The organism is Lactivibrio alcoholicus (genome assembly GCF_055390895.1).
The window spans coordinates 1,427,516-1,453,540 of the sequence record NZ_AP042471.1; the positions used below are offsets into that span (position 1 = coordinate 1,427,516).

General features: G+C 63.2%; 20 protein-coding genes. 11 read left to right on the top strand and 9 right to left on the bottom strand.

Annotated features, from left to right (window positions below; translation table 11 throughout):
* Positions 1 to 117: 117 nt before the first annotated feature.
* The 3 genes from ACZ5IU_RS06675 to ACZ5IU_RS06685 form a co-directional block, all read right to left on the bottom strand.
* Positions 118 to 582 carry a chemotaxis protein CheW gene (locus ACZ5IU_RS06675; protein WP_464421418.1) on the bottom strand — a complete coding sequence of 155 codons (465 nt, stop codon included), beginning with the start codon at positions 580 to 582 and terminating at the stop codon, positions 118 to 120.
* Between the two features lie 192 nt (positions 583 to 774).
* Positions 775 to 2,820 (bottom strand): methyl-accepting chemotaxis protein, encoded by a 2,046-nt coding sequence (locus ACZ5IU_RS06680; protein WP_464421419.1) that lies wholly within the window; start codon positions 2,818 to 2,820, stop codon positions 775 to 777.
* A 98-nt stretch (positions 2,821 to 2,918) separates the two neighbouring features.
* Positions 2,919 to 3,296 carry a hypothetical protein gene (locus ACZ5IU_RS06685; protein WP_464421420.1) on the bottom strand — a complete coding sequence of 126 codons (378 nt, stop codon included), beginning with the start codon at positions 3,294 to 3,296 and terminating at the stop codon, positions 2,919 to 2,921.
* Between the two features lie 307 nt (positions 3,297 to 3,603).
* Here ACZ5IU_RS06685 and ACZ5IU_RS06690 point away from each other — a divergent pair, with 307 nt between their 5' ends.
* From ACZ5IU_RS06690 to ACZ5IU_RS06735, 10 genes are all read left to right on the top strand, one after another.
* Positions 3,604 to 4,611, top strand: coding sequence for an ornithine cyclodeaminase family protein (locus ACZ5IU_RS06690; RefSeq protein ID WP_464421421.1), 1,008 nt, complete (start codon positions 3,604 to 3,606; stop codon positions 4,609 to 4,611).
* Positions 4,612 to 4,656: 45 nt separating this feature from the next.
* Complete coding sequence (locus tag ACZ5IU_RS06695; RefSeq protein WP_464421422.1) at positions 4,657 to 6,258, top strand: L-serine ammonia-lyase, iron-sulfur-dependent, subunit alpha; 1,602 nt, start codon at positions 4,657 to 4,659, stop codon at positions 6,256 to 6,258.
* 40 nt (positions 6,259 to 6,298) lie between these two features.
* A complete protein-coding gene (locus tag ACZ5IU_RS06700; RefSeq protein ID WP_464421423.1) occupies positions 6,299 to 7,582 on the top strand; it encodes an L-cysteine desulfidase family protein in 1,284 nt (427 codons plus the stop codon).
* A gap of 60 nt (positions 7,583 to 7,642) precedes the next feature.
* Complete coding sequence (locus ACZ5IU_RS06705) at positions 7,643 to 8,182, top strand: TRAP transporter small permease (RefSeq protein WP_464421424.1); 540 nt, start codon at positions 7,643 to 7,645, stop codon at positions 8,180 to 8,182.
* Between the two features lies 1 nt (position 8,183).
* On the top strand, positions 8,184 to 9,482 hold the full coding sequence (locus tag ACZ5IU_RS06710; protein WP_464421425.1) for a TRAP transporter large permease: 1,299 nt from the start codon (positions 8,184 to 8,186) through the stop codon (positions 9,480 to 9,482).
* Positions 9,483 to 9,613: 131 nt separating this feature from the next.
* Positions 9,614 to 10,627: a TRAP transporter substrate-binding protein DctP gene (dctP, locus tag ACZ5IU_RS06715; protein ID WP_464421426.1), complete on the top strand. Its 1,014-nt coding sequence runs from the start codon at positions 9,614 to 9,616 to the stop codon at positions 10,625 to 10,627.
* Positions 10,628 to 10,697: 70 nt separating this feature from the next.
* Positions 10,698 to 11,783, top strand: a complete 1,086-nt coding sequence (locus tag ACZ5IU_RS06720; RefSeq protein WP_464421427.1) for an NAD/NADP octopine/nopaline dehydrogenase family protein — start codon at positions 10,698 to 10,700, stop codon at positions 11,781 to 11,783.
* Between the two features lie 6 nt (positions 11,784 to 11,789).
* On the top strand, positions 11,790 to 12,095 hold the full coding sequence (locus tag ACZ5IU_RS06725) for a UxaA family hydrolase (RefSeq protein ID WP_464421428.1): 306 nt from the start codon (positions 11,790 to 11,792) through the stop codon (positions 12,093 to 12,095).
* 5 nt (positions 12,096 to 12,100) lie between these two features.
* Positions 12,101 to 13,288, top strand: coding sequence for a UxaA family hydrolase (locus tag ACZ5IU_RS06730; RefSeq protein WP_464421429.1), 1,188 nt, complete (start codon positions 12,101 to 12,103; stop codon positions 13,286 to 13,288).
* A gap of 275 nt (positions 13,289 to 13,563) precedes the next feature.
* Positions 13,564 to 14,274: a FadR/GntR family transcriptional regulator gene (locus ACZ5IU_RS06735; protein ID WP_464421430.1), complete on the top strand. Its 711-nt coding sequence runs from the start codon at positions 13,564 to 13,566 to the stop codon at positions 14,272 to 14,274.
* A 43-nt stretch (positions 14,275 to 14,317) separates the two neighbouring features.
* Here the strand turns inward: ACZ5IU_RS06735 and clcA are convergent, their stop codons facing one another.
* The 5 genes from clcA to ACZ5IU_RS06760 form a co-directional block, all read right to left on the bottom strand.
* Positions 14,318 to 15,925: a H(+)/Cl(-) exchange transporter ClcA gene (gene clcA, locus ACZ5IU_RS06740; RefSeq protein WP_464421431.1), complete on the bottom strand. Its 1,608-nt coding sequence runs from the start codon at positions 15,923 to 15,925 to the stop codon at positions 14,318 to 14,320.
* Between the two features lie 85 nt (positions 15,926 to 16,010).
* Positions 16,011 to 16,679: a helix-turn-helix domain-containing protein gene (locus tag ACZ5IU_RS06745; RefSeq protein WP_464421432.1), complete on the bottom strand. Its 669-nt coding sequence runs from the start codon at positions 16,677 to 16,679 to the stop codon at positions 16,011 to 16,013.
* Between the two features lie 60 nt (positions 16,680 to 16,739).
* Positions 16,740 to 18,860 (bottom strand): methyl-accepting chemotaxis protein, encoded by a 2,121-nt coding sequence (locus ACZ5IU_RS06750; RefSeq protein WP_464421433.1) that lies wholly within the window; start codon positions 18,858 to 18,860, stop codon positions 16,740 to 16,742.
* 144 nt (positions 18,861 to 19,004) lie between these two features.
* Positions 19,005 to 19,418, bottom strand: a complete 414-nt coding sequence (locus tag ACZ5IU_RS06755; RefSeq protein WP_464421434.1) for a PilZ domain-containing protein — start codon at positions 19,416 to 19,418, stop codon at positions 19,005 to 19,007.
* A 174-nt stretch (positions 19,419 to 19,592) separates the two neighbouring features.
* On the bottom strand, positions 19,593 to 21,713 hold the full coding sequence (locus tag ACZ5IU_RS06760) for a methyl-accepting chemotaxis protein (RefSeq protein WP_464421435.1): 2,121 nt from the start codon (positions 21,711 to 21,713) through the stop codon (positions 19,593 to 19,595).
* A 188-nt stretch (positions 21,714 to 21,901) separates the two neighbouring features.
* Here ACZ5IU_RS06760 and ACZ5IU_RS06765 point away from each other — a divergent pair, with 188 nt between their 5' ends.
* Complete coding sequence (locus tag ACZ5IU_RS06765) at positions 21,902 to 23,572, top strand: hypothetical protein (protein ID WP_464421436.1); 1,671 nt, start codon at positions 21,902 to 21,904, stop codon at positions 23,570 to 23,572.
* Here the strand turns inward: ACZ5IU_RS06765 and ACZ5IU_RS06770 are convergent.
* Complete coding sequence (locus ACZ5IU_RS06770; protein WP_464421437.1) at positions 23,569 to 25,902, bottom strand: HD domain-containing phosphohydrolase; 2,334 nt, start codon at positions 25,900 to 25,902, stop codon at positions 23,569 to 23,571. The two genes, ACZ5IU_RS06765 and ACZ5IU_RS06770, sit on opposite strands and share 4 nt — an antisense overlap.
* Positions 25,903 to 26,025: the final 123 nt, after the last annotated feature.

Genomic DNA, 26,025 nt, shown 5'->3' on the forward strand with positions numbered 1-26,025 from the left:
GACGACGCGGATATCCGCGGCCGCTTCCCGCGAACGGACACGCGCGAATACGACGAGGCGCCTCCGTATCCGGGAGGCGCCTCGTCGTATTCGCGCAATATATGCGGCGTTCGGGGATTATTTCGTGCTTTTTTCGAGCGCGGCCTTCTCCTCGAAGGTGAAGATCCGGTCGAGGTCGAGGACGATGATCAGGCGGTTGGCGACCTTCGCGACGCCGCGGATGAAATCGGACGAAACGCCGCTCGCGACGATCGGAGGGGTCGGTTCGATCGACTCGTCCGGGATCCTGAGGATTTCCGAAACTCCGTCGACGAGGATTCCGATGTTCTGGTTTCCCATGTTCACGACGATGATCCGTCTCTGGGACTCGTCTCCGGCCATCACGTTCTCGACGCGGAACCGCTTGCAGAGATCGACGATAGGGACGATCTGACCGCGCAGGTTCACGATACCCTCGACGAAATCGAGCGACTGCGGAATCGCAGTGATATTCTGCAGACGAACGATCTCCCGGACCCGCGAGATGTCGATGCCGAACTCCTCGTTGCCGAGGCCGAAAACCACCAGTTGTTGTTCTGCCATACCCGATCCCTCCCTGCTATATGATCACTGTCAGCCTGAAATTTAATGTTTTGTACGATATTGCGTGGATAACTGCCGAATTGATTCTATTGTACCAGAACTTCCCGGTCGCACCGAATTCCGGCGAAAGGGCATCCGTTTCGCGAATCCGAAGAACTGCGGGCCCCATGTTCAGGAAAGAGAGAAATTCCGCTATTTCTTCGGCACGAGCCCCGTCTGCGGGACATCGTCGAGCGTGAACCGCGCGACGAGCCTCTGGAGGGTCTCCGACGTCGCGGCCATGTCCTGCGCCTCCGTCGCGATCCCCTCGGCGGCCTTCGTCGTCTCCCGCGACGCCGCCTGAATCGACGTCACCGATTCCACGACTTCTCCCGTCGATTCCGTCACGCTCTGAACCGCGCTCGTCATCTCCTCGCTCGCCGCAGCCTGCTCCTCCGATACCGCCGCGATGCTCTGGACCGCCTCCGCCATCTTCGCGATGGACTCCACCGCGGCCGTCAGTTTCTTCTGCGTCGCCTCGGCGCCTCGCATCGTCTCTTCCAGGATCGTCCCCGTCTTCTCGGTCGCCGCGATCGAGTCGCCGGAGTGCCTCTGGAGTCCGTCGATCAGCTTGTTGACCTCGTTCGCCGCCCGCGCCGATTCCTCCGCGAGCTTCCTGACCTCCTCGGCCACCACCGCGAAGCCCCGTCCCGCCTCTCCGGCCCTCGCCGCCTCGATCGCCGCGTTCAGCGCCAGAAGGTTCGTCTGGTCCGCGATCGACGTTATCGTCGTCACGAATCCCGAGATGTCCTCGACCGACTTCGCGAGCGCCTTGATCCGATCGATGCTCTTCGCCGATTCCCCCGCGGCGTTCCTGATGTTGCCGATGGCGAGGTTGACTTCGGAGAGAGAGCCCTTCGCCGCCTCGGAAGCCTGCGTGGCGCCCTCGGCCCCGTCGCCGGACGCCTTCGCGGCCGACTGCGCGCTCGACGCGATCTCCTCGATCGATGCGTTCGTTTCCTCGAGGGCGGCCGAACTGTGTTCCATCATGGCCTGCACCTTCTCGATCGATCCCGAGACCTCCTCCATCGAGGAGAGCGTCTCCTCCGAAAGCGACGCGAGGGTTTCGGCGCGCTTCGCCGTTTCCTCGGATTCCTTCCGGATCGAGGTCATGACCTCCCGAAGGGACGCGACCATGGCGTTGAGGACCCGGGAGATCCGGGCGATCTCGTCCTTCCCGGAGTCGTCGTATTTCACGGTGAGATCTCCGGCTCCGAGCCGTCCGGTGACCGTCGCCATCGATCCGATGGACTTCGTGAGTCCCCTGGCGATGACGAAGATGACGCCGCCCGTCACGAGGATCGCGATAACCGCGATCGCGAGCAGGACGAGGGTCAGTTCATTGACCATCGCCGTGATCTCCGAGACCGGGAAGAAGATGGCAAGCGAGAAGCCGCGTTGCGTCGGCGCGTAGAACAGCTGCCGCTTTTCCCCCTGGTAGGTGTAGGTTTCGAATCCGCTCTCTCCGGCGACCATCTTCTTCGCGATGTTCCGCACGGGCTCTGGAAACTTGCTGTCCGTCATCATGTTGGCCTTCAGGACGTCCTCCGCGACGCGGTATGCCGCGAAGATTCCGCTCCTGAGGATCATGACGCCGCTCCCCTTGCCGAAAATCTGCAACCCGACGATGTAGTCGTTCATACTGCTCAGGTCGACATCTCCCCCGACGACGCCGAGAAGCTTTCCTGAATTGTCGTAGACGGCCGTTGCGGCCGAGATGACCGTCTTTTTGGTGATCGCGTCGACGTAGGGGTCGGTGAAGATGACCGTGTCCTTGCCCGCGGCGACCGCCTGTTTGTACCAGGGACGAACCTTGCAGTCGTAGTCCGCGGGTTCCTTCCACCCCGTTCCGTCGGAGAACTTGCCCGTCGCCTCGTGCCCCATGTAGATGTCGAGGATTCCCTCTGACTTCGTCCTGTTCGTCAGGGACGCGACGATCTTCTCGACGCCGTCCTCGTCCGTGACACCCAGCCGGAGCATCGCGTCGCGGACCGTCTCGGCCGCCGTCATGACAACCGCTTCGATTTTACTGAGCCGCACGTCGATATTCTGGGCAGCGCTTCTGATGGTTTCCATTCCGGCGGTATTCACGAGGCCGGTGATGATGCTCCCGCCCCGGTAATAGGTCACCCCCGCCATCGTCGCGATCACCGCGAGAACCACGACCGCCATCGCAATCAACTTGTTCCGGATCGTCATCCGTCATCCCTCCGTTATCATAAATGTTCGTATCCCTTGCTCCCTCTTCCGCTCTCCGCGTCGTTCGCGCGAAAGCGCGTCCAGGCTCGTCGTTTGCGCTATTCGGCCTTTTTCTGCCGGCTCACGCCCTCGAAGATCCGCTCGACGACGCCCCACAGCACCCCCGTCGCGTCGCGGACGGGGTAGGCGTCCACGCGGCACCGGGTCCTGGTACCTCTCCAGCCCCGTTCGCAGACCGAGGAGTGCGGTTCTCCGTCGCGAATCGTCTCCGTCGCGGCGCACCCCCGGCAGGGCGCTCTCCGGCCGTGAAACGCGCGGTAGCACTTTTCGCCTTCCGCGCCGACATCTCCGATCCTTCCTTCGCGCATCACGACGTTGAGTCCCAGATCGACCAAACAGAGGCCGATCTCGCGCCACCCCTCTTCCTCGCCATGGAGCGGTCCGATCATGTCGCGCAGTTTCCCCTCGCTGTTCAAAGGCTCCACCCCCCTTCGGGTTCCACACACAGGGTACGGGCTCTTTCATTTCCCGACAATCCATTTGCTCATAAATGAATGTATTTGCTCGTATTGTTTTTCACCAGAGCAAACACGTTGCTTTGGTCCGAGGTTCCCGATGCGCGAAATGGGAGTCGCAATGCGCCTATTTCGTCAGGCAATTCATTGTTGACTGACTCGACGCATGAATGCTATTATCTAAATGTCCGACATTATGATGTGTTGTGATATTCGTGCGAAAACGGAACGGTTCACAAAAAACGTACTCTGGAAAGGGATGTGTGACGTGAAAGTGGAAACGATGCTGTTGAGCCAGAAGGAGATTCAGTCTGTCGTCACCATGAAGGATATCGTCGAGTGTGTCGACAGAACCTTCCGGGGGATGGGGGACGGGACGGTCGTCAATCCGACCAAGGTGAACCTCGACCTGGGCGAGACTGCCGCCTTTCCGCCGTACGCGGGGTTCATGAACGCCATGCCGGCGTACATCGGCTGGTGCGACAGCGCCGGAATCAAGTGGGCGGGCGGCTTCCTCGGCGAGCGGAAGGCGAAGGGATTCCCCTACATCACGTCGATGATCCTGCTGATCGATCCGCATCTCGGACACTTCCGGGCCGTGATGGACGGCGCCTATATCACGAACATGCGCACCGGCGCGCAGACCGCCGTGGCGCTCAAGTACATGTACGGCAAGGGAAAGACGATCCGGCTCGGCCTCTATGGCGCCGGGATGCAGGGACACACGCAGACGATGGCCATCGCGGAACTCTTCGACATCGCGGAGGTCATGGTCTACGACGTGAGCCGGGCCGCGGCGGAACGCTACGCCGAAGACATGAAGCCGTTCGTGAAGGGGCGCATCACCATCGCGTCCGATCCCCGGGAGGCTGCCGCGGGCGATATCGCGGTCTGCGTCACGCAGTCGAAGGAAGAGTTCTTCCGGTACGACTGGTTCCGTCCGGGAATGATCCTCTTCCCGATGGGGTCGTATCAGGAGTGCTCCGACGAGTGCATCGAGAAGGCAGACAAGATCGTCGTCGACCACGTGGGACAGGCCCTTCACAGGGGCGCGCTCGCCAAGCACGGGACGAGCGGCCGTCTGACCGAAAAGGATCTCTACGCGACGATCGGCGAACTCGCCGCCGGAAAGAAGAAGGGCATCGTGTCCGCCGACGAGCGGGTCGTCTGCATTCCGATCGGAACGGGCGCGATGGACGTGTCCGTCGCGACGGTGGCCTGGCAGCGGGCAAAGGAGAAGGGAATCGGCGGAACGTACTCGTTCGTCGAGTATTAAAAAACCCGGCCGGTATTGATTTCGACATCATAAGGAGCGTGTATCATGAAAGACAGCGATCGCCTCGTCAGTCTTTTCGATGCTCTCGGACCAATCATGACAGGGCCGTCCAGCTCCCATACGGCGGGAGTTCTCCGAATCGGCCGCATGGGGCACATTCTTCTCGGGGGCGCCCCGGAAAGCATCGAGCTACATTTCTACGGAAACGCGCTCGCCCGTACCTATAAGGGACATCTGAGCGATTCGGCGATCGTGGCGGGTCTTCTCGGCTACGGCGAGGACGCTCCCATCGTCCGCACCGCGCTGGACGAGGCGGCGAGACGCGGGATTCCGGTCACCTACCATACCGAATACGAATCCGACAGAAACCCCAACACCGTGGATATGCGCCTCTCCCGAAACGGGAAAACTCTGAGAGTCGTCGGAATCACCGTCGGCGGTGGAGAGATCCTGATGACGGAATTCGGGAAGTTTCCGATCCGGCTCCGCGGCAGCGAGGAGGGGATCCTGTTCACGGCGGACCGGTCTTTCGACGCGAACGGTCTGGAATCCCTGCTCGGAGAAAAGCCCCTCGGCGTCGTCCGCGCCGAAGAGGGAAACGACGCGCTCTGGACCTGCCTGCTCGATCGCGTTCCCTCCCCGGAGATCGCCGGGCGCCTGCGCGCCTCGCGCGGCGTTTCGGACGTCTTCCCGCTTTCCGCAGTCCTCGACTACAAGTTGCGCGACACGAACGCGCTCTTCACGTCCTTCGACGGGATGCTCCGTCTCGCCGAAGATCGCAAATGTTCCCTGCCGCAGATCGCGACCGAATACGAGTGCCGCCGGAGCGGACTCGCCGAAAGCGACGTGCGCGCGCGCATCGCGCGGATCTGGGGCACGATGAAGGAGTCGGTCGAGAATGGAATCCGGGGGAAGAACGACCTGGTCGCCGGGCTCGTTCCCGGAGACTGCGGCGCGAGAATGCTCCGTGCCGTCGAGGAGGGTCGGACGGTCGGAGGCAGGACGCTCGGAAAGGCCGTCGCGCGCGCGATCGCCGCGATGGAGACGAACGCCTGCGCCAGGTGCGTCGTAGCGGCTCCGACGGCGGGATCGTGCGGCGTGGTCCCCGGCGCGCTGATCACCGCCGTCGAAGAGCGGAACGCATCCGACGACGAGGCCGTGGACGCCCTTCTCGCGGCCGCCGTCACCGGGACGCTGATCGCGATGCGCGCGTCGCTCTCCGGTTCGATCGGCGGATGCCAGGCCGAGATCGGCGTGGCATCCGCCATGGCGGGGGCCGCGCTCGTCCAGCTCGCCGGCGGAACTCCGGGGCAGGTGGCGCACGGTATGGCGCTCGCCATGAAGAACATCCTCGGACTGATCTGCGATCCGGTCGCCGGCCCCGTCGAGATCCCATGCATCAAGCGGAACGGCATCGGCGTCGCGAACGCGTTCGCGGCCGCGGACATGGCGCTCTCGGGACTCGAAAGCGCGATTCCGCCCGACGAGGTCGTCGGAGCCCTCGCAAATACGCAACAACTCCTTCCGCCCGAACTCCGGGGGACGATGAAGGGCGGTCTCGGGTCGACGCCGACCGCGATGCGCCTCAAGGAGGAATGGAATCGCAAAGTCACCGACATGGCCCTGCACCGCAACAAAAACGCGTAACATCGTCGGAAATCCACTTATTGAAGGAGAAGATCCGGATATGAATGAACTGCTCGAAATTCTCAAAAAAGAAGTCAAACCCGCACTTGGATGTACCGGGCCGGTCTCGATAGCCTTCGCCGCCGCCGCCGCGCGCGACGCCGTCGGCGGAACGCCCCGTCGCGCGACGGTCCGGATGGACAAGGACTCCTACAAGAACAGCCTGAGCGTCGGCATTCCCGGAACCGACCGGATGGGAATCGACATCTCGGTCGCGCTCGGCGCGGTCGCGGGCGATTCGAAAGCCGGGCTCGAAGTTCTGAACAAGGTGACGCCCGAAGAGGAAAAGAGGGCGGTCGCGTTCCTCAAGAACGTCGACGTCGATATCTTCTGGGAGTACACGGGCGTCGGGCTGCGTATCGAGGCCGAGGTCGAGACGGAGAACGGCGTCGGGAAGGCGATCGTCGCGAAGACGCACACGAACGTCGTCTACCTCGAGGCGAACGGGAAGGTCATCGTCGACACCCGCGCGTCGCTCGAGGGGACCACGTTCGACTATTCGAAGGACGCCATTCTGAAGTACCGTCTCGAGGATCTGTGGCGTTTTGCCGAGACCGTTCCGCTTTCCGACATCGCGTTCCTGAAGGACGGCGTCGCGATGAATCGCGCGCTCGCCGAGGCAGGGCTCGTGAAGGGCGTCGGCGCCGGGTTCGGCGTCGCGTACCGGGCGATGGCGAAGGACAGTCTCGTCCTGAAGGCGAAATCCTATACCGCGGCCGCGTCGGACGCCCGGATGGGCGGGCTCGGACTTTCCGCGATGAGCTGCGCGACGAGCGGCAACGTCGGAATCACGGCGATGCTCCCGCTCGTGGTCATGGCGGAGGAACTCGGGCGTGGCGAAGAGGAGATGCTGCGCGCCGTCGCGCTGAGCTACCTTCTGACGATCCTCATGAAAAGCCGCATCGGACGACTTTCGGCGATCTGCGCGTGCGCCATCGCGGCCGGGATCGGCATCGCGGCCGGCGCGTCGATGCTTCTGGGCGGCGGAGTCGCCTCCGCGGACCGGGCGATCCAGAATATGACGGGGAGCCTCACGGGGATCGTCTGCGACGGCGCCAAGTACGGCTGCGCGCTCAAGCTCTCCGCGGCCGCCGGAATGGCGATCGAATCGGCGATTCTCGCGCTCGACGGATACGTCGTTCCAAAGGGCGACGGGCTCGTCTGCGACTCGGCCGACGAATCGATGGCCGCCATCGGCCGCACCGCGCAGGAGGGAATGACCGCGGCCGCGACCGTCATGGCGCGGATCATCATCGAGCGCGAAAAGGCGAAGGGTCGAAGCTGACCCTCCACGCTCCAGAAACCGCCCCGGAGAACGCTTTCCGGGCCGAAAGGGTGATCCTCGATGGAAACACGGCAGTTCGCGCTCCGGCGGGTGCTCGTGCCGCTCGACAGGATTCTCGACGGCGTCATCGTTCTGAGCATCATCGCCATTTCGCTCCTCGTCTTCGTGCAGGTGCTCCTTCGCTACGTCTTCCGCTCCCCGCTGATGGGCATCGAGGAGCTGTGTCTATTCCCGACGACGTGGCTCTACCTCGCGGCGGCGGTCAAGGCGTCGTCGGAACAGAATCAGCTCATCGCGCGCGTTCTCGAGATCTTCTTCCACAGGAAGAAGCAGATCTTTCTTCTCCGGGCGATCGCGGCGTTCGTCGCCGCGGGAATCCTGATCTGGCTGACGAACTGGGGATACGACTTCCTCAAGTATTCCCTCAGGGTCGAAAAGACGAGCGACACGCTCTTCATCCCGATGATCTACACCGAGGCGCCGGTGTTCGTCTGCTTCGCGCTGATGCTCGTCTACACGGCGGTCGAATTCCTCGACTACATGCGCCTGTACGCGACGACTCCGTCCGACGCCCTCGTCGGAGAAGAGGGGGAAGCCTAGAATGGTTACGATTTCCGTCATCTCGCTTCTCATCCTGACGGGGTTGCTCTCGCTCGGGATCCCGATCGCCTTCTGTTTCAGCGGTTCGTTGCTCTACATGAGCATCGTCGGCGGCGTCTCGATGAAGGGCATGATGCTCTGGGGACTCCAGCAAATCCTGAGCCCGGCGCTCCTCTGCATTCCGCTCTTCATCTACGCGGGGTCGCTCATGAGCGAGAGCGGCATCGCGAAGTACCTTCTCGAGTTCGTGGACGTCTTCGTCGCACGGGTCAGGGGCGGACTCGGAATCGTCGCGACCATCACGTGCGCGCTCATCGGCGCGATATCGGGCAGTGCGTTCACGGGCGTCGCGGCGACGGGCAACATGCTCATTCCCGAGATGGTCAAGCGCGGATATCCCCGGCCGTTCGCGACCGCGCTCGTGACCTGCTCGTCGATCCTCGGCGTCCTGATCCCGCCGAGTACGCCGATGATCATCTTCGGTTGGGTCACGGGGACGAGCGTCCTCGCGTGCTTCCTGTCGACCGTCGGACCGGGACTCCTGACGACGGCGATCTTCTGCGCGATCAACCTGTATTGCGCGAAGAAGTTCCCGCTCGTCATCCCGCCAGCGATCACGAAACAGGAAAAGCGGCGCCAGATCGTCACCAAGGGGTGGAAGGCGCTGCCCGCGCTCTTCATGCCCGTCCTCATCCTCGGCGGAATCTACGGGGGCGTCATGACGCCGACCGAGGCGGCGGCGGCGGCCGTCGTCTATTCGATCCCCGTCGGCTTCCTCGTCTACAAGGGGCTGACTCCGAAGGCGTTCTGGTCCGTGTCGCAGAGTTCGGGCGTTTCGACGGGATCGATCATGATCATGATCATGTGCAGCATGATGCTGAGCCAGACGTACGTCGTGCTCCAGATCCCGCAGCTCATCGTGAAGGCGGTCTTCAGCCTGACGACGAACAAGGTCATGATCCTGATCCTGATCAACCTCCTGCTTCTCTTCGTCGGAATGATCGTCAACGACGTGACGGGAATCATCCTCGTCGCGCCGCTGCTCATGCCGCTCGCCCAGGCGATCGGACTGCATCCGATCCAGTACGCCGCGATCTTCTGCGTGAACCTCGCGATCGGCAGCCTCACGCCTCCGTACGCGAGCCTGCTCTACCTCGGAATGCGCATCGGCAGGGTCGAATTCATGGACATCCTTCCCCATGTGGGCCTCTTCCTGCTCGGGTACGTCCCCGTCATGCTCCTGACGACCTACTGGCCCGCGCTCTCGCTGACGCTCCCGAGGATGCTCGGCTATATGTAAGGGGAATACAGCGTCGTTCCTGTGGAGGGAGGGGTGCCGGTCGCAGACGCCGGAAAGTGTGGTTCACCCGGTTCCGAGCGGTGTTTCATGAATTCAGGATTTTCATGTTTCGACACAAGGAGGGGTCTCGTGTGAAAAAATACGCTGTTCTGTGTGCGCTGGCCATCGTCCTGAGCTGTGCGTTCCTCGCCGGGAGCGCGTTCGCCGCCGACAAGTCCTACACGTGGAAGATCGCCCACATCCGGCCGGCCAATTCGGAGATCGACAAGGAAGTCACCTGGTTCGTCGACGAGATGCGCAAGGCGACGAACGGCCGGATCGACATCAAGGTCTACGGCGCCAACCAGCTCGGCGACTACACCGTCGTTCAGGAAAAGATCGGCATCGGTTCCGTCGAAATGGGTGTCATGTCCGCCGCGACGAACGTCGACAAAAAGCTTCTCGCGTTCACGCTCCAGTACGTGGTGCCGACCTACGAACTCGCGAAGAAGAACTACGCGTCGGGCACGCCGTTCGGCAACTACATCGCGAAGCTCTACGAGAAGCAGAACATCAAGGTTCTGGCCTACTGGCCCGTCTACTTCGGAGGCATCGGCCTGCTGAAGGAACCCGCCGATCCGCTCAACCCGACGTCGCCGAAGAACCTCAAGGTTCGCGTGCCCACGATGAAGACGTGGGAGACGCTCGCGAACACGTTCGGCTACCAGGCGACGCCGCTCCCGTTCGCCGAGTTCTTCACCGCGGCCCAGACGGGAATCGTCAACGGAATCTTCGGCGGCGGCGCGGAAAACTACCACGTTTCCTTCCAGGATCTCATGAAGTGCTACATCGCGGCGAACACGCACTTCGAGTGCTGGCCGCTCACGATCAACCTCGAGCTGTACAACTCGCTCTCCGAAGCCGACCGCAAGATCCTCGACGCGAAGGCGAAGGAACTCGAGCAGCGCCGCTGGGTCAAGGCCGTCACCGATCAGGATCACTACGTCGACCTGATGGAGAAGGCCGGGACGAAGGTCTACCGTCCGACCGACGCGCAGCTCAAGGAATTCGCGAAGATCGGCCGCGAAGTCTCCTGGGCGGAGTTCAAAAAGGTCATCGGCGAGAAGGCATATAACGAAATCGTCTCGACGTTCGTTCTCGAATAATCGCGACACGCGTGGAAGGGGCCGCGACGCGGCCTCTTCCCGATATCCCTCGAAAGAAGGGGACACCACGATGAGGAAAATCACCGTCATGAGCGCGGGCAACGGAGGCCAGGCGCTCGCCGGAGACCTCGCGCTCCGGGGACACGACGTCACGCTCTACGAACACCCGAAGTTCGCGGCCACGGTCGAGGCAATCCGGGCAAAGGGAAACACGATCGAACTCGAAAACAAGATCATCGGCGCCGGGAAACTCTCGCGCGCGACGACAGATGCTTCCGAAGCGCTCGAGGGGGCCGAGATCGTCTACTTCACGGCGCCGTCGTTCGCGCAGAAAGCGTTTTTCGACCTTGCGCTGCCTCATTTCGAAAACGGACAGATCCTCGTTCTCTCGCCCGGAAACTATGGGACGTTCGGACTCAAGGACGCGTTCCGGAAGCTCGGAAAAAACGTCCTCGTCGGAGAGACGGACAACCTGCCCTACGCCTGCGCGGCCGTCGAACCGGGCCGCGTCAACGTCCGGGGCGTCAAGAACCCCGTTACGCTCGCCGTCCTCCCGGACAACGACTACGACCGCGTCGACGCCGTCATGAAGGACGCGTTCTGTACCTCGTACAAACGGGGCGCGAACGTGTTGCAGACGAGCATGGCGAACACGAACATGGTCGTCCACTGCGTGCCGATGCTCATGAACGCCGGCCGGATCGAGGGAACCAAAGGGGACTTCCGGTTCTACTTCGACGGAATGCCCGAATGCGTCTGCCGCGCGATGGAGACCGTCGACCGGGAGCGTCTCGCGATCGCGAAGGCCTTCGGACTCGACCTCGCGAGCACCGTCGACACGATCCGCACGCAATACAAGGTGACGGGCGACGACCTTCATTCTGTCATCCTCGCGAACCCCGCCTTCGGCGGAACGAAGCCCGACGCGCCGAAAACGCTCGACCACCGCTTCCTCACGGAGGACACGCCCTTCTCGATGGTCCCGCTCGTCGAACTCGGGAAACTCGCGGGTGTCGCGACGCCCGTCATGAACGCCGTCGTCGAACTCTGCGGCCTGCTGCTCGGGCAGGACTATTTCGCGACGGGGCAGACTCTGGCGAAGATGGGACTCGAGGGAAAGACCATCCGCGAGATCGAAACGCTGATGCGGGGGTAGGACACGATGAAAAAGGCGATACGGATCGAGCCCGAGGACAACGTCGCCGTCGTCGCGCAGGACACGGCGGCCGGCGAGACGCTCGAGTGCGCGGGGGAACGCCTCACGGCGAAGGACGCCGTCCCCCTCGGCCACAAGATCGCCCTGTCGCGCATCCCGCGCGGGGAGAGGATCGTCAAGTACGCCGTCACGATCGGCCTCGCCTCGTGCGATATCGCCCCGGGCGCGCACGTTCATTCGCAGAACGTCGAAGACATCACGAATCGTCTCTGCAACGAATACGAGCGCGCCTTCCGCGCGATAAAGGGGTGAGGGACATGACCGGAATCATGGCCTACAGGCGCCCCGACGGACGCATCGGAATCAGGAACTACGTCCTCGTGATCTCGATGGTCTCGTGCTCCAACACGGTCACGGAGCGGATCGCCCGGGCGACCGGAACGATCCCGATCGTCCACGAGCAGGGGTGCTGCGAATTCGAACACGACCACGCGAGGACGCGCCTCGCGCTCATATCCGCGGGACGGAACCCCAACGTCGGAGCCGTCCTTCTCGTCGGCCTCGGCTGCGAACAGACGAACATCGATAGCGTCCGAGCGGCCGTCGCGGAGACCGGAAAGCCCGTCGAGGCCATCCTGATCCAGCGCGAGGGCGGGTCTCCCGAGGCCGAACGGAAGGGCATCGGGATCGTCCGGAGGCTCAAGGGCGTCTGCGAATCGCAGGAACGCGTTCCGTGCCGGGTCGCGGACCTCGTCGTCGGCGTCCAGTGCGGCGGGTCCGACTGGACCACGGCGCTCTCGGCAAACCCCGTCATCGGCGCGATGACCGATCTCGTCGTCTCGAACGGAGGCAGCGTCCTCATGTCGGAAGTCGCGGGCTTCCCGGGAAGCGAGCACATCGTCGCGTCGCGCGCCGTGACTCACGACGTGGGATTGCGGGTACTCGACATGATCTCGGAACTCCGGGCTGAATACATCGAAACCTACGGGCAGAAAATCGAGGAGGTCAACCCGACTCCGGGCAACAAGGCCGGCGGAATCACGACACTCGTCGAAAAGTCGATGGGAAACATCAAGAAGATGGGAACGTCGCCGGTCCAGGGCGTTCTCAAGCTCGGCCAGACGATGCCCCATCCCGGCCTCTGGGTGATCGACAACCGCGCCCAGGGCCCCGATCCGTTCAACCTGACCGGTCTCGCGATGCAGGGAGCCGTCGTCACGGCTTTCAGCTCGGGACGCGGCTCTCCCGTCGGCAACGCGGTCATGCCGACGCTCAAGCTCACGGGAAACCCCGAGACGTTCCGGAAGCTCGGCAGCATCACGGACTTCAACGCGGGCGTCGTCATCGAGGGAGCGACGATCCCGCAGACCGGCGCGGCGCTCTACGATCTTCTCCTGGAAATCGCCGGAGGGAAGGAGACGAAATCCGAGATCAACGGAAACTTCGAGTACATCGTCCCGCGCGAGGCCGCGCGAAAGAAGCACGAAGGATGCCCCCTATCATAGACGGAACCGGACGACTCCCCCTTCGTCCCCGTCTTTCGGGAACGCCGTCTGTCCCCTCAGGTAGGGGATGGACGGCCTTTTTTGTCGATCGTCCGGTGATGACCGCAACATCGTGAAAAAAACATCATGATGTGCGACTCGCCGCTCCATAAACGGCATGTCGTACTGTATAATATATTCTCCGGACAAAAGCCGCGATCTGTCCGCCGTCTTCCGTCCGGAGCGCCCGAACGCGGCACGGAACACCGCACCATTCAGGGAGGTCGGACACCATAGTGCTGAAGCACGCGAACAGATCCACGCTCCATGACGACGTCATGGCCCAGATGATAGCGGCGATAAAGGAGAACCACTGGACTCCGGGGAGCCGGATCCCGGGGGAACAGTCGTTGGCCGCGACATTCGGCGTCAGCCGGACGTGCATCCGCGAGGTTCTGAAGGCGCTCGCGCATTCGGGGGTTCTCGAAGCCCATCCGGGACAGGGGACGTTCCTGTCGGAAAACGCGGACAGGATCCTGAACGGAACCCAGCTTGCCGTCACGATGTTTTCCGACTCCTCCTACACGGAACTCATGGAGATCCGGCAGCTTCTCGAAGGACAGGCGGCGTACTGGGCGACACAGAGGGCGACTCCCGCGGATCTCGACAGGCTCGAGTACATCCTGAGGGGGGAAGAGCGCAGCGAGTCTCTCAACGACATTCACGACGCGTTTCACAACGCGATCGTCGAAATCTCGGGAAACAGGCTTCTCGTCAAGCTTCTCGATTCGCTGCGCGGCGAGATCTGGGCGCAACGGAAGTTCCACTATTCGATCCTTCCCGACGAAGACAGGCGCGAGCACTGGAAAGTCCTCGAGGCCATGAGGTCGAAATCTCCGCAGAAGGCGTGGGAGGCCATGATCCATCACGTCAACTACTTCTGGAAAAAGCAGTACGAGGCGGAGAAGAACGCGTCCGTCAGGAAGGGCAGGACTCCGGAGGAATGAAACGATTCGGGCCGCGCTTCGCACAAGCGCGGCCCGAATCGTTTCAGGCAACGTCGCCGCCGAACTGGCCCTTGTGGCGGATATCCGGAATCGGACACGTTCCGGACGTCAGGACCATGAGCTGATCGCCCCCCTGAAGTTCCGTGCCTCCGTCCGGAATGATCTCGTGCCCTCCGCGCGTGATCGTGATCAGGAGGCACCCTTTCGGCAATCCCAGGTTCTTCACGAGGCGGCCCTCCATTGCGGAGAACGGTTCGACTACCATGTTGACGAGTATCGGATCGTCCGGATCGTCGTTCCGCGACGGGTCGCTCCTGCGCAGGTCCCGTTCGAGCAGCGCCTCGTAGATCGGCTTCGTGCCGAGGAAATCGGCGACGAAATACGCCGTCATCGCCGTGACGATCAGGGCGAAGAGGAGCGCGTGCGATCCGGTCATCTCGAGGATCAGCACGACGCCCGTGAGCGGCGACCGGACGACCGCCGCGAAAAGCGCCGCCATGCCGAGGACGCCGAACGCCTCCGGATGCGCCACGAGTCCCGGCACCCAGAGGTCGATCAGCTCGCCGAACAGCGCTCCGGCTACGGAACCGATCACGAGCAGCGGGGCGAAAATTCCTCCGGGAACCCCGGCGGCATACGAAAAAAGCGTGAGAAGGAATTTTGCCGCGAGAAGCGCCCCGAGAAACCCGAGAAGTCCCGTCGCGAACGGGACGGTCTTCAGGAGTTCGACGGCGCGCCCCTGGAGGATGATCTCCGCGATGTGCTGTCCGCCGCCGGTCGCGCTCGGAAAAATCAGGATAGCGATCCCGACGGCCGCACCGACGGCTCCCGCCTTGCCCCATCGCGGTCCGGGAATCCGCTGCATCGCGTTCATCGCGCCCGGGAGCGCGACGTTGAAGAGCGTCCCGAGCAGGCCGCAGAGAAGCCCGAGGAGCAGGAAGAGCGGAAGGTGGTTCAGCGGCGGAATGGAGATCCCTGTGATGTCGAACGAGGGAAACTGCCCGATGAAGGTTCGCGTGACCACGTCCGCCACGACGGTCGCCGCAAGGGCCGCACCATAGGTGTAGGGGGACATTTCGCGCTGCAGCTCCTCAATGACGAAGACGAATCCGGCGAGCGGCGCGTTGAACGCGGCCGCGAGCCCGGCTCCTGCGCCGGCGGCGACGAGCTGGGGACGGTATCGGGGAGGGACCCCGAGAAACTGCGAGACCGCATGTCCCGCGACCGCTCCCATCTGGACCGTCGGTCCTTCGCGTCCGAGTGAGAACCCCGCGCCGATCGCGAGCATGCCGCCCAGGAACTTGACGGGGATGATGCGTTTCTTGAGGGACCTGAGGCCGAGAAGGACTCCCTTGACGTGCGGGATGCCGCTTCCGGACGCTTCCGGCGCCCACGCTCCCGTGATCATGCGCGACGTCGCGCCGGCAACCGCGCAGAGCACCGGGACGATGACCCACCGGAAGGGGCTGCCTTCGAGCGCGCCGAGTAGCGCGAAACGCTGCGACTCGGCGAACGAAAGGCCGTACTGGAAGAGGACGCCGAGCGCGCCGGCCGCGAGGCCGACGACGAGCGCCCGGATCAGCTGCGACTGGCGCCGGCGCCGAGTGTGCGTCCAGAAGCGTATTCGTTTGTGGTCGACGGATCGGGGCATTTCTGTATCATCTCCGTACACGACGCTGTCCGGCCCGTCATGGCGCCGGACAGCGTCAGAATCGACAATTCCGGAAGAGGCCGGATCAGCGGTGGAGCAGGCTGTAGCGGCGCACGGGCCTCCCCTTCGGTCTGTATCCGTGGGAACTCATGACCTGACCGGAGCGGCACAGGTGTTCGAGGTAGCGCCATGCGGTCGGGCGGGACAGCCCGGCGCTTGCGGCGACCTCTTCGGCGGTCATGGACTCCCCCTGTTCCAGCGCGTCGAGGATGAGGTCCATCGTCTGACGAACGATATTCATCGGCAGCGCCGACGACGGGGCGCTCGCCGAACGGATGCCGCGCAGGTCGTCGACAGCGCTCTGGGAGACCTCCGCCGGAACCGTCGCCATAAAACGGCGATAGGCGACGACATTTTCGAGCGCATCACGGAGTCGTTCGAACGAAAACGGACGCAAGAGAAGATCGAACGCGCCGCTCTCGAAGGCGCGGATCGCGTCGTCGGCCCGCCTGCTCTCCGAGAGAAGAACCACGCTGCACGAGGGCGCGATCGAGTGCATGCGACGAAGCAGTTCCATGATGTCGAGCGTCGCAGGATGCTCGAGAAGGACGATCTCGGCGCTTTCGAGCGCGGAATCGGCGATGTCGGGAAGATCGCGATACTCCGCTGAGATCTCCATCCCCGCGACCGAGGTCACGAACTGACGCACCAGCGATGAAACCATCGGATCCCGTTCAATGAGCACGCATTCCATCACGCCACCTCCGAACATAACGCGTTTCGGTCTTTCCGGGCCGGAAACACAAGACCGGGTCTACTTAGCGACGAGTCCGCCGGAGGACTGCGCGAGGGTGAAGCGCGCGACGGCCTTCTGGAGCTCCTCGCCGAGCGCCACCATCTCCTGCGCCGACTCCGCGATCGACTGCGTCGCGCGGCTCTGTTCCGTCACCGACGCGTTGATCGCCTCCATCTGCTCCGCGATCTCCTGTCCCGACTTCGCGACGTGGTCCATCCCGGCCGTCATCTCCTGGCTCGACGCCGACTGCTCCTGCATCGTCGCCGCGATCGACTGCACGTTCTCCGTGATCACCGATACCTTCGCCACGACGTCGTCTATCGCCGCCTTCGTCTCCCGCGCGCGTTCCACGAGCTGCGCCACCTTCTCCGCCGATCCCTTCTGGTCCCGCGTCGCCGCGTCCGTCCGGTTCGAGATGTCGCCGATCAGCTTGCCCACTTCCGCAGCCGCCCTGTTGGAGTCTTCCGCGAGTTTCCTGACCTCTTCCGCCACGACCGCGAAGCCACGTCCCGCCTCTCCGGCCCTCGCGGCCTCGATCGCCGCGTTGAGCGCAAGCAGGTTCGTCTGGTCCGCTATCTGGGTGATCGTCGCCACGAAGCCGCTGATTCCCGATACCGTGTTCGCCAGCGCCGCTATCGCCGCTCCCACCTGGTCGCCCGATGTGCTGACCTGCGAGATCAGCTGCGCCATCTCGTCGACCGCGTCGCCTCCCTTTTCCGTCGCCTTCGCGATTTCCGCCGTCCGTTCGCTCGCCGCCGCCGCAGCCTTCGCCCCGGCCTGCGCCCCCGCCGAGACTTCCTCCACTCCCGCGTTGGCCTGCTGGACCGCCGCCGCAGAGTCCTGCGTGTTCCGCGCCGCGCGTCCCGCCATTTCGAGAACTTCCTTCGCGGACGCTTCCGACTGCTCCGACGCCGCCGAAAGGTCCTGCGCGCGGGAGAGCGTCCGCTGCGCAACGTCCAGGATCGACCTCACGGCTCCGTCCACGCTGCGGACCATCTCGTTGACGGCCTCGGCCACCTGACGGATCTCGACGATCGACGTGTCGACCGCGACTTCCTTCGAGAGGTCTCCCGTCTCGGCGATCTTCTTCGCCTGCCTCACCGCGTTCTCCAGCGGCTTCGAGAGGCTCCGCGCGAAGAAGATCATGATGACGACCGCCACCGCGAGGATGACCGCCGAGCCCGCGAATACCGCGTTGCGGATCTGCGATACCCCTTCGAGCGATTCGGCCTTCGACGACGCCATGCTGACGATGTAGCCGTTCTTCAGCGTCTCGAACGTCATCGTCTTCGAGACTCCCTCCCACACGTAGTCGTATCGTCCGCGCTTCTCCGCGAGCATTTTCTCCGCGAGTCCCTTGAACGCTCCGTTCTGGGCTTCGCGCATCGTCGGACCGTCGAATTTCTGCGTCGGATGCGCCATGTACCGCATGTCCTGGTTGAGCAGGAACGCGTAGCCGCTCTTGTAGATCTTCACGGCGGAGACCGCCTTCCGCACGAACGAGTAGTCGAACGTCATCCCGACAACGGCCATGATCGCCCCTTCCGAGTTCGTCACCGGGAGCGAGTAGTTCACGAGCTCCTTCCCCTCACGGACGTACGGGTCGCCCCAGAAGGCCCCCTTCGTGTCGAGGCACTTCCAGAACCAGTTCGTCACCGCGTTCTTCCGGTCCAGAAGCTCCTTCGACGTGTAGGGGGTCTTGTCGGAAAACATGAAGATGCCCTTTTCCTGGTTCCGGGTGAAGTTGACGAGGGTCGGAGCGTCCTTCTTCGTCATCTCCGGGTTGAAGTAGACGTAGACGTCCGTGATCTCCGCGGCCTGGGTTCCGAGGTCCGAGATGAACTTCCCGTTCGCCGCGGCGAACTGCCCCACGAGGACGTCGAGAACGCCGACATTGGTCTCAGTGACGTTGATCCGCGTGCGTACGAGCGCGTTCATGGCCACGAGGATGCCGCTGAAGCGGTCGAAGGTATCGTTGAGCTGTTCGGCCGTGGCCTTCGCGAGCGCCCCCTCGTAGTCGGCGGCGGCGACGGTCATCTGCTCCGTGCTCACGCGGAGCGCGTAGAACGCCACGATCCCCGACGACGCGAGCAGCAGCACGAGCACGATCGCGAGTATTCTCGTTCCGAGTCTGTTCATCCGGTATCACCGCTCTTTCTTCGTATAATGATGAGATCAGGACAAAGAAACGCTGTTTCTTTCTTCTTCATGCTTCATTCTACGACGAAACGGGTAAATTACAACGAACTGCATCCGGCGGCGAATCCATTCCGAATGTGGACGTCAGTTCCCCGCGAGCCGCCGGCGAAACTCGGCGAAAAGCTCCACGATCCGGAACTGTTCGTCGGGCGGCAGCGGCGCGAACTCGACCCCCGTCACGCACGTGTTTCCGTACCGTTCGTAGATCCGGAGCATATGTCCCGGCAGAACGAGATAGGATCCCTTCATCATAAAGCGAAAGGCGCATTCCATCCATTCGAAGCCCGTGCCGTCGGCGGGATCCGCCCATGACGGGGGAATGAAGCGGATCTTCATCCCCGCGACGCTGAGATCGAGGACATCGGCAGAGACGGCGCGCCTGAGGGGATCCCATATGCCGTCGAACGCAGGGTCCAGAATCTGGAATTCAGTGTTCAGGCGGCATTCCGCCCTGAAGAAACGCCGCTTGTCCGGCCCGCGATAGTTGTCCGGCTTCATGAAGTCTCCCCTTTCCCGCAACCATCACTATTCTATACGATGACGGGACAAAATAGACTCAATAGACAAAAGAAAAAAACGGTTTTTTTGTGTTTCGGAAGCACAAAAGGCCCCCGCAGATATCCACAGGGGCCCTTTCCGAAAAAAATCGTTTCCTGTGTCGGCGTATCGGGTCTACTTAGCGACGAGTCCGCCGGAGGACTGCGCGAGGGTGAAGCGCGCGACGGCCTTCTGGAGCTCCTCGCCGAGCGCCACCATCTCCTGCGCCGACTCCGCGATCGACTGCGTCGCGCGGCTCTGTTCCGTCACCGACGCGTTGATCGCCTCCATCTGCTCCGCGATCTCCTGTCCCGACTTCGCGACGTGGTCCATCCCCGCCGTCATCTCCTGGCTCGACGCCGACTGCTCCTGCATCGTCGCCGCGATCGACTGCACGTTCTCCGTGATCACCGATACCTTCGCCACGACGTCGTCTATCGCCGCCTTCGTCTCCCGCGCGCGTTCCACGAGCTGCGCCACCTTCTCCGCCGATCCCTTCTGGTCCCGCGTCGCCGCGTCCGTCCGGTTCGAGATGTCGCCGATCAGCTTGCCCACTTCCGCAGCCGCCCTGTTGGAGTCTTCCGCGAGTTTCCTGACCTCTTCCGCCACGACCGCGAAGCCACGTCCCGCCTCTCCGGCCCTCGCGGCCTCGATCGCCGCGTTGAGCGCAAGCAGGTTCGTCTGGTCCGCTATCTGGGTGATCGTCGCCACGAAGCCGCTGATTCCCGATACCGTGTTCGCCAGCGCCGCTATCGCCGCCCCGACCTGGTCGCCCGATGCGCTGACCTGCGAGATCAGCTGCGCCATCTCGTCGACCGCGTCGCCTCCCTTTTCCGTCGCTTTCGCGATCTCGGCGGCCCGTTCGCTCGCCGCCGCCGCCGCCTTCGCCCCGGCCTGCGCCCCCGCCGAGACTTCCTCCACTCCCGCGTTGGCCTGCTGGACCGCCGCCGCAGAGTCCTGCGTGTTCCGCGCCGCGCGTCCCGCCATTTCGAGAACTTCCTTCGCGGACGCTTCCGACTGCTCCGACGCCGCCGAAAGGTCCTGCGCGCGGGAAAGCGTCCTCTGCGCAACGTCCAGGATCGACCTCACGGCTCCGTCCACGCTGCGGACCATCTCGTTGACGGCCTCGGCCACCTGACGGATCTCGACGATCGACGTGTCGACCGCGACTTCCTTCGAGAGGTCTCCCGTCTCGGCGATCTTCTTCGCCTGCCTCACCGCGTTCTCCAGCGGCTTCGAGAGGCTCCGCGCGAAGAAGATCATGATGACGACCGCCACCGCGAGGATGACCGCCGAGCCCGCGAATACCGCGTTGCGGATCTGCGATACCCCTTCGAGCGATTCGGCCTTCGACGACGCCATGCTGACGATGTAGCCGTTCTTCAGCGTCTCGAACGTCATCGTCTTCTCCTGTCCCTCCCAGACGTAGTCGTACCGTCCGCGCTTCTCCGCGAGCATTTTCTCGGCGAGTCCCTTGAACGCCCCGTTCTGGACTTCGCGAAGCGTCGGCCCCTCGAATTTGAGCGTCGGATGCGCCATGTACCGCACGTCCTGGTTGAGCAGGAACGCGTAGCCGCTCTTGTAGATCTTCACGGCGGAGACTGCCTTCCGGACGAACGAGTAGTCGAACGTCATCCCGACGACGGCCATGGTCGCCCCTTCCGTGTTCACGACCGGGAGCGAGTAGTTCACGAGCTCCTTCCCCTCACGGACGTACGGGTCGCCCCAGAAGGCCCCCTTCGTGTCGAGGCACTTCCAGAACCAGTTCGTCACCGCGTTCTTCCGGTCCAGAAGCTCCTTCGACGTGTAGGGGGTCTTGTCGGAAAACATGAAGATGCCCTTTTCCTGGTTCCGGGTGAAGTTGACGAGGGTCGGAGCGTCCTTCTTCGTCATCTCCGGGTTGAAGTAGACGTAGACGTCCGTGATCTCCGCGGCCTGGGTTCCGAGGTCCGAGATGAACTTCCCGTTCGCCGCGGCGAACTGCCCCACGAGGACGTCGAGAACGCCGACATTGGTCTCAGTGACGTTGATCCGCGTGCGTACGAGCGCGTTCATGGCCACGAGGATGCCGCTGAAGCGGTCGAAGGTATCGTTGAGCTGTTCGGCCGTGGCCTTCGCGAGCGCCCCCTCGTAGTCGGCGGCGGCGACGGTCATCTGCTCCGTGCTCACGCGGAGCGCGTAGAACGCCACGATCCCCGACGACGCGAGCAGCAACACGAGCACGATCGCGAGTATTCTCGTTCCGAGTTTGTTCATGCGCTATCACCGTTCTTCCCTGAAATGTATGATGTCTGGGGCAATTTTCCCCTCAAGAGCATTCTACGACGACGGGGATAAAAGACAAGCTTGAAAAAAATGAACCGATACGTATCCGGTCGGAGATCTGGCGCCATCGCACGACTTGCGCTACCATACATACAATGATGGGGAAGGAGTGAACGGACATGCGGGACCTCTACGAGAGAGTCGAATTCATCCTGAACGGGGGAGCGCTGAATCTCCTGTCGGATGTCCTGGCCGCGGAGGTATCCTCGGCTTTGATCGTCCAGCCCGAAGGCGAGGATCTCGTCATTCTGGACGGCATCGGAACCACGACGTCGAGCCTGCATATGCGCCGTCTCTCCGGGCAGCTTCAGGAGCTCTTCCCGCCCCGTTCCGCCGCCGAGACGGGAGCGCGCGTCGATCTCGCCCGGAGCGAAGGGATGTGGCCCTGCGTCGTCCGGCTGAGCGGCATCGACTGGAAGCTGTTCGTCCTTCTCGGCCAGGACCCCTCGGAGAACCTTCTCGAGCAGCTCAGGCCCGCGGCGGCGCTCGTTGGGCTCTGGCAGGATTCGCTCCGGCGGAACCGCGTCGAGGAACGCCTCTCCCGGCTCGCCTACATGATCCTCGCCACGAAGAGCACGCTCGCTTCCGTTTTCGAGCCCATGCCGATCGACTACTTCATCGCGTTCCTCTCGGACGTCCTCCGCGAAAGCCTCTTCCCATCCCGGATCGCCGTGCTTCTCGACGACGGCGCGGCGTTTTCGGCGAAGGAAGGGGACGGAACTCCCGCGATCGAACGCGTCGGCCTCTTCCGCGATCCGATCCTCTCGCCGGTTCCGGTACGCATCGACGTGGCCCACAGGGATCTCCTCGGGGAGCGGAACTCGGATCTTCTCTCGAAGGACTACTCGGTGCTCCTCCCGATTCCCGGGTGCAAGAACCGCGTGTACTGTCTTCTCGCGTGGGAGCGCGAGGTCACGGAGGAGGACATGAACTTCCTCGAGCTGCTCGGGAACGTCTCGGCGAAGGCCCTGTCGCTCTCGTGCCTCTCGGGCGAACGCGAGGCCGCGTTCGCCGAGGTCTCGCGGAAGGCGTTCGGGCTCGAAAGCCTCCACCAGGCGACGCTCCGGATGATGGAGGAACACGGCAAGGAGTCGCTCTTCCTGTTGATTCTCGAGATCTTCGCCGAGATGTCGCAGGCGCGGACCGTCCATCTCGTGATCTGGCAGCCCCGCGCGGGCGGATACGTGCGCTTCGCGAAGCGCGAGGACGGCCGAACGGTCGCCGTCGGCGTCCCGCAGGCGTTTCCGATCCTGCTCGCCGAAGACCGCGAAACGCCCCCGTCGCTGCCCGCGCCGCTCGCGGACGACTACTTCAGGAGCCTTGGGGTCCGCGGACTTGCGGATGTTCCGGACAAAGACTCGATGGAATATTTCTTTCTCTTCTGGGATCAGGGAAGACTTCTGGGGTATGTGGCGGTTTCGGACGCGGTGACGGGGACCGAATTCGGCGACGTGACGCTTCTCGAGACGCTGAGCGTCGCGGCGGCCACGGCGCTCAGGAGTCGTTCGTACGAAGAGCCGTCTCTCGCTGCGGGCAAGATTCTCGACGTCGAAAGGGTCGTTTCGGGCGAGATCGACCGAGCGTACGCGGACGTTCTCGAGACGGGAAGCGACTGCACGATCCTGGAATGCGCGGGGCGCCCGGTCCTGTCGGACGCGCAGCAGAACGCCGCGCGCCTCGTCGTGGTCGGAACGGATACGACGCAATGCGTTCTCTCCGGTTCCTGGGAACGCGAACTGCGCGCGATCTTTCCCCCCGAGGCCGGATGGCGGAGGGGCACAGACACCTAGACCGTCTTCGTTTTCCGGATCGATTCGGAGAAGATACGGTCGAGATCCGCGTTGCGCTCGCGGAAGAACGCGAGCGCCTTCGGACTGAAGTGGCCGGGCATCGTTCTGCCGTCGCCCTCGATGACGATCCGGCAGGCTTCTCCGTGAGTCATCCCCTGCTTGTAGGCCCTCGGAGATCGCAACGCGTCGTAGATGTCGGCGAGCGCGACGATCTGCCCCTCCCATGGAATCTCCTCGCCGCGAAGCCCCAACGGATATCCCGAACCGTCCCATTTTTCGTGGTGCGTCATGCAGATCCTGCGCGCCATATCGAGCCAGCTGGCGTCGCCGAGAAGTTCCCTGCCCCACTCGGGGTGCCTCCTGACGACATCCATCTCTTCGGCCGTGAGCGGCCCCGGTTTGGCGAGAATTTCGACGGGAACCCGAAGCTTGCCGAGGTCGTGAAGCCTCGCGAAAACGAAGATATTTTCCTGCTCGTCCTTGGTCCGGCCGAACCACGCCGCCGCGAGCCGCGAATAGGCGCCGATGCGGTCGGTGTGCTCCGCGGTCTCGTAGTGGTGGATTCCCGTGACGGACTGGAGTTTTTCTGCCAGGTAGCGGTACGAGTCGAGAATCTCGCGGTGGAAGTACTCGGCGCCGATGAGGCCCGCGAGGGCCGACGCGACGGGGTGCAGCGTCTGCAGGAGTTCTTCGTTGCGCGGCGTCCTGCGGTCGAAGGCCAGCTCGAGGACTCCGATGACCTTCCCGATTTCCGAAAGCGGCAGTTCGACCTCGGACTGGACCGCCTGGTTGACGGGGAAATATTCGGGATCGCGATCGACGCGTTCGACCCATGCCGGCAACCCCGTCCTCGCGACGCGCCCGACGACCGTCCCGTCGAGCGGCGCGGTCGGCGAAACCATCTGGTTGCGGTATCCCGCCGTCGCGAGGCTGATCGCGACATCGCCGTCGATGCGCGCGATCAGGACGCCGAACGCGCCCGTCACCTGCCGGATCGTCTCCGCGATGGAGTGGAGCTTGTCTTCGAACTCGCCGGGGCTCGAAATCGCGACGGCCACTTCGAGCGTACGCGACCAGATATCCTCGCGCCTGCGAAGGGCTTCGTTCGCATGGATCAGCTCGTCGTTCATGGCCATGGTCTCTTCGGTGAGCGCCGATATTTCTTCCTGCTGTCCGGAGATCGCGTTCAGCGCGGATTCGAGCCCTCCGAGGAACGAGGAAAGTTCCGAGATTCCCGTCCGGCGCTTCTGTTCGACGACGGACTGGTGCAGCATCGTGAGCGAGAGCGCGGCTTCCGCGAGATCACGCTTCGGCGAGAACTGCAACGCGATCTTCTCGGACGTCTTTTGCAGTCCGGTGAATGCCTTCGAGATTCCCATCGCTGTCGGGATGATCACGAGCAGGACGAGGAAAAGCGCCATCAGTCCGCCCCCCATGTGCAGGAAAGCGACATCGCGGGCGAGCGAGAGAAGCTCGCGTTCCGGAAAAAGAAGACCGAACGAAAGACGTTCCGTCGATCCCGGGAATTTCCCGCACGGATGGAAGAAAAGCCGCCATCGCTGCCCCCGGAACGACACATCCGCGCTTCCGGAGGTTCCGTCGAGCATGCGTTCTCCCGCGAGCCGGAAGTCTTTTTCGGCGAAATCCCGGTCGAGGATGTTCGTGGACAGCACGAGTTCCGGATACGGAGCGGCGAGGATCGTCCCGTCGCCGCCGATCAGGATGCCGAAGCCCGATCCGAAGACGCGCCGCGGCGAAACGAGCGTCTGAAGGCGCTGCATGTCGACGTCGATTCCAGCGACGCCGAGCAGCGCGCCATCGGCGGAACGGACTGGGGTCGTGACGGAGAGAACGTTTTTTCTGGTGATCAGGTCGAGATAGGGCTTCGTAACCACGGTACGCCCCGAGTCGGCGGCCTGGCGGTACCACGGACGCTTCCTGCAGTCGTAGCCTTCGGGTTCGCGCCAGCGGGACCCGTCCGCGAACGAGCCGTCCGACTCGAGTCCGGCAAAGATGTCCTGAATTCCGGCGCCGATATGCCGTTCGAGGAACGAGGACATCAGAGTCTCGACGTGATCGTCGCGTCGCATCGCGAGGGCCGGCTCCGCCAGATGAAACGATGTCGCGACCGCGACGTTCTCCGTGAGAACCCGGAGCTTTTCGAAGTACTCGGTGATCGCGTCGGCGCCGTCGCGCGCCGACGCGAGCCCCGCTTCCTCCAGGCGGCGACCGAAGAGATCGCTGACCCAGAAATACGTCAGGACAGACATCCCCATCACGGCGACGCATATTCCGAGCGCGAGCATCCAGAGCTTCGATCGAATGGACATCCGAAAGTCCCTCCAGCGATTCCTTTTATAGATTATACGCGCTTCGGGAGTTCCGGAACACATGAAAAGGGCCGGGAGGCCTTTCGCCTACATGGCAAAAGAATCTCCCCGGCCTGATTTCAT

What these genes read in the sequence shown, in the direction of transcription:
- ACZ5IU_RS06675 (WP_464421418.1), bottom strand. Translation starts at nt 582, where the DNA reads ATGGCAGAACAACAACTGGTGGTTTTCGGCCTCGGCAACGAGGAGTTC.
- ACZ5IU_RS06680 (WP_464421419.1), bottom strand. Translation starts at nt 2,820, where the DNA reads ATGACGATCCGGAACAAGTTGATTGCGATGGCGGTCGTGGTTCTCGCG.
- ACZ5IU_RS06695 (WP_464421422.1), top strand. Translation starts at nt 4,657, where the DNA reads ATGAAAGACAGCGATCGCCTCGTCAGTCTTTTCGATGCTCTCGGACCA.
- ACZ5IU_RS06700 (WP_464421423.1), top strand. Translation starts at nt 6,299, where the DNA reads ATGAATGAACTGCTCGAAATTCTCAAAAAAGAAGTCAAACCCGCACTT.
- ACZ5IU_RS06705 (WP_464421424.1), top strand. Translation starts at nt 7,643, where the DNA reads ATGGAAACACGGCAGTTCGCGCTCCGGCGGGTGCTCGTGCCGCTCGAC.
- ACZ5IU_RS06710 (WP_464421425.1), top strand. Translation starts at nt 8,184, where the DNA reads ATGGTTACGATTTCCGTCATCTCGCTTCTCATCCTGACGGGGTTGCTC.
- ACZ5IU_RS06720 (WP_464421427.1), top strand. Translation starts at nt 10,698, where the DNA reads ATGAGGAAAATCACCGTCATGAGCGCGGGCAACGGAGGCCAGGCGCTC.
- ACZ5IU_RS06725 (WP_464421428.1), top strand. Translation starts at nt 11,790, where the DNA reads ATGAAAAAGGCGATACGGATCGAGCCCGAGGACAACGTCGCCGTCGTC.
- ACZ5IU_RS06730 (WP_464421429.1), top strand. Translation starts at nt 12,101, where the DNA reads ATGACCGGAATCATGGCCTACAGGCGCCCCGACGGACGCATCGGAATC.
- clcA (WP_464421431.1), bottom strand. Translation starts at nt 15,925, where the DNA reads ATGCCCCGATCCGTCGACCACAAACGAATACGCTTCTGGACGCACACT.
- ACZ5IU_RS06745 (WP_464421432.1), bottom strand. Translation starts at nt 16,679, where the DNA reads ATGGAATGCGTGCTCATTGAACGGGATCCGATGGTTTCATCGCTGGTG.
- ACZ5IU_RS06750 (WP_464421433.1), bottom strand. Translation starts at nt 18,860, where the DNA reads ATGAACAGACTCGGAACGAGAATACTCGCGATCGTGCTCGTGCTGCTG.
- ACZ5IU_RS06755 (WP_464421434.1), bottom strand. Translation starts at nt 19,418, where the DNA reads ATGAAGCCGGACAACTATCGCGGGCCGGACAAGCGGCGTTTCTTCAGG.
- ACZ5IU_RS06760 (WP_464421435.1), bottom strand. Translation starts at nt 21,713, where the DNA reads ATGAACAAACTCGGAACGAGAATACTCGCGATCGTGCTCGTGTTGCTG.
- ACZ5IU_RS06765 (WP_464421436.1), top strand. Translation starts at nt 21,902, where the DNA reads ATGCGGGACCTCTACGAGAGAGTCGAATTCATCCTGAACGGGGGAGCG.
- ACZ5IU_RS06770 (WP_464421437.1), bottom strand. Translation starts at nt 25,902, where the DNA reads ATGTCCATTCGATCGAAGCTCTGGATGCTCGCGCTCGGAATATGCGTC.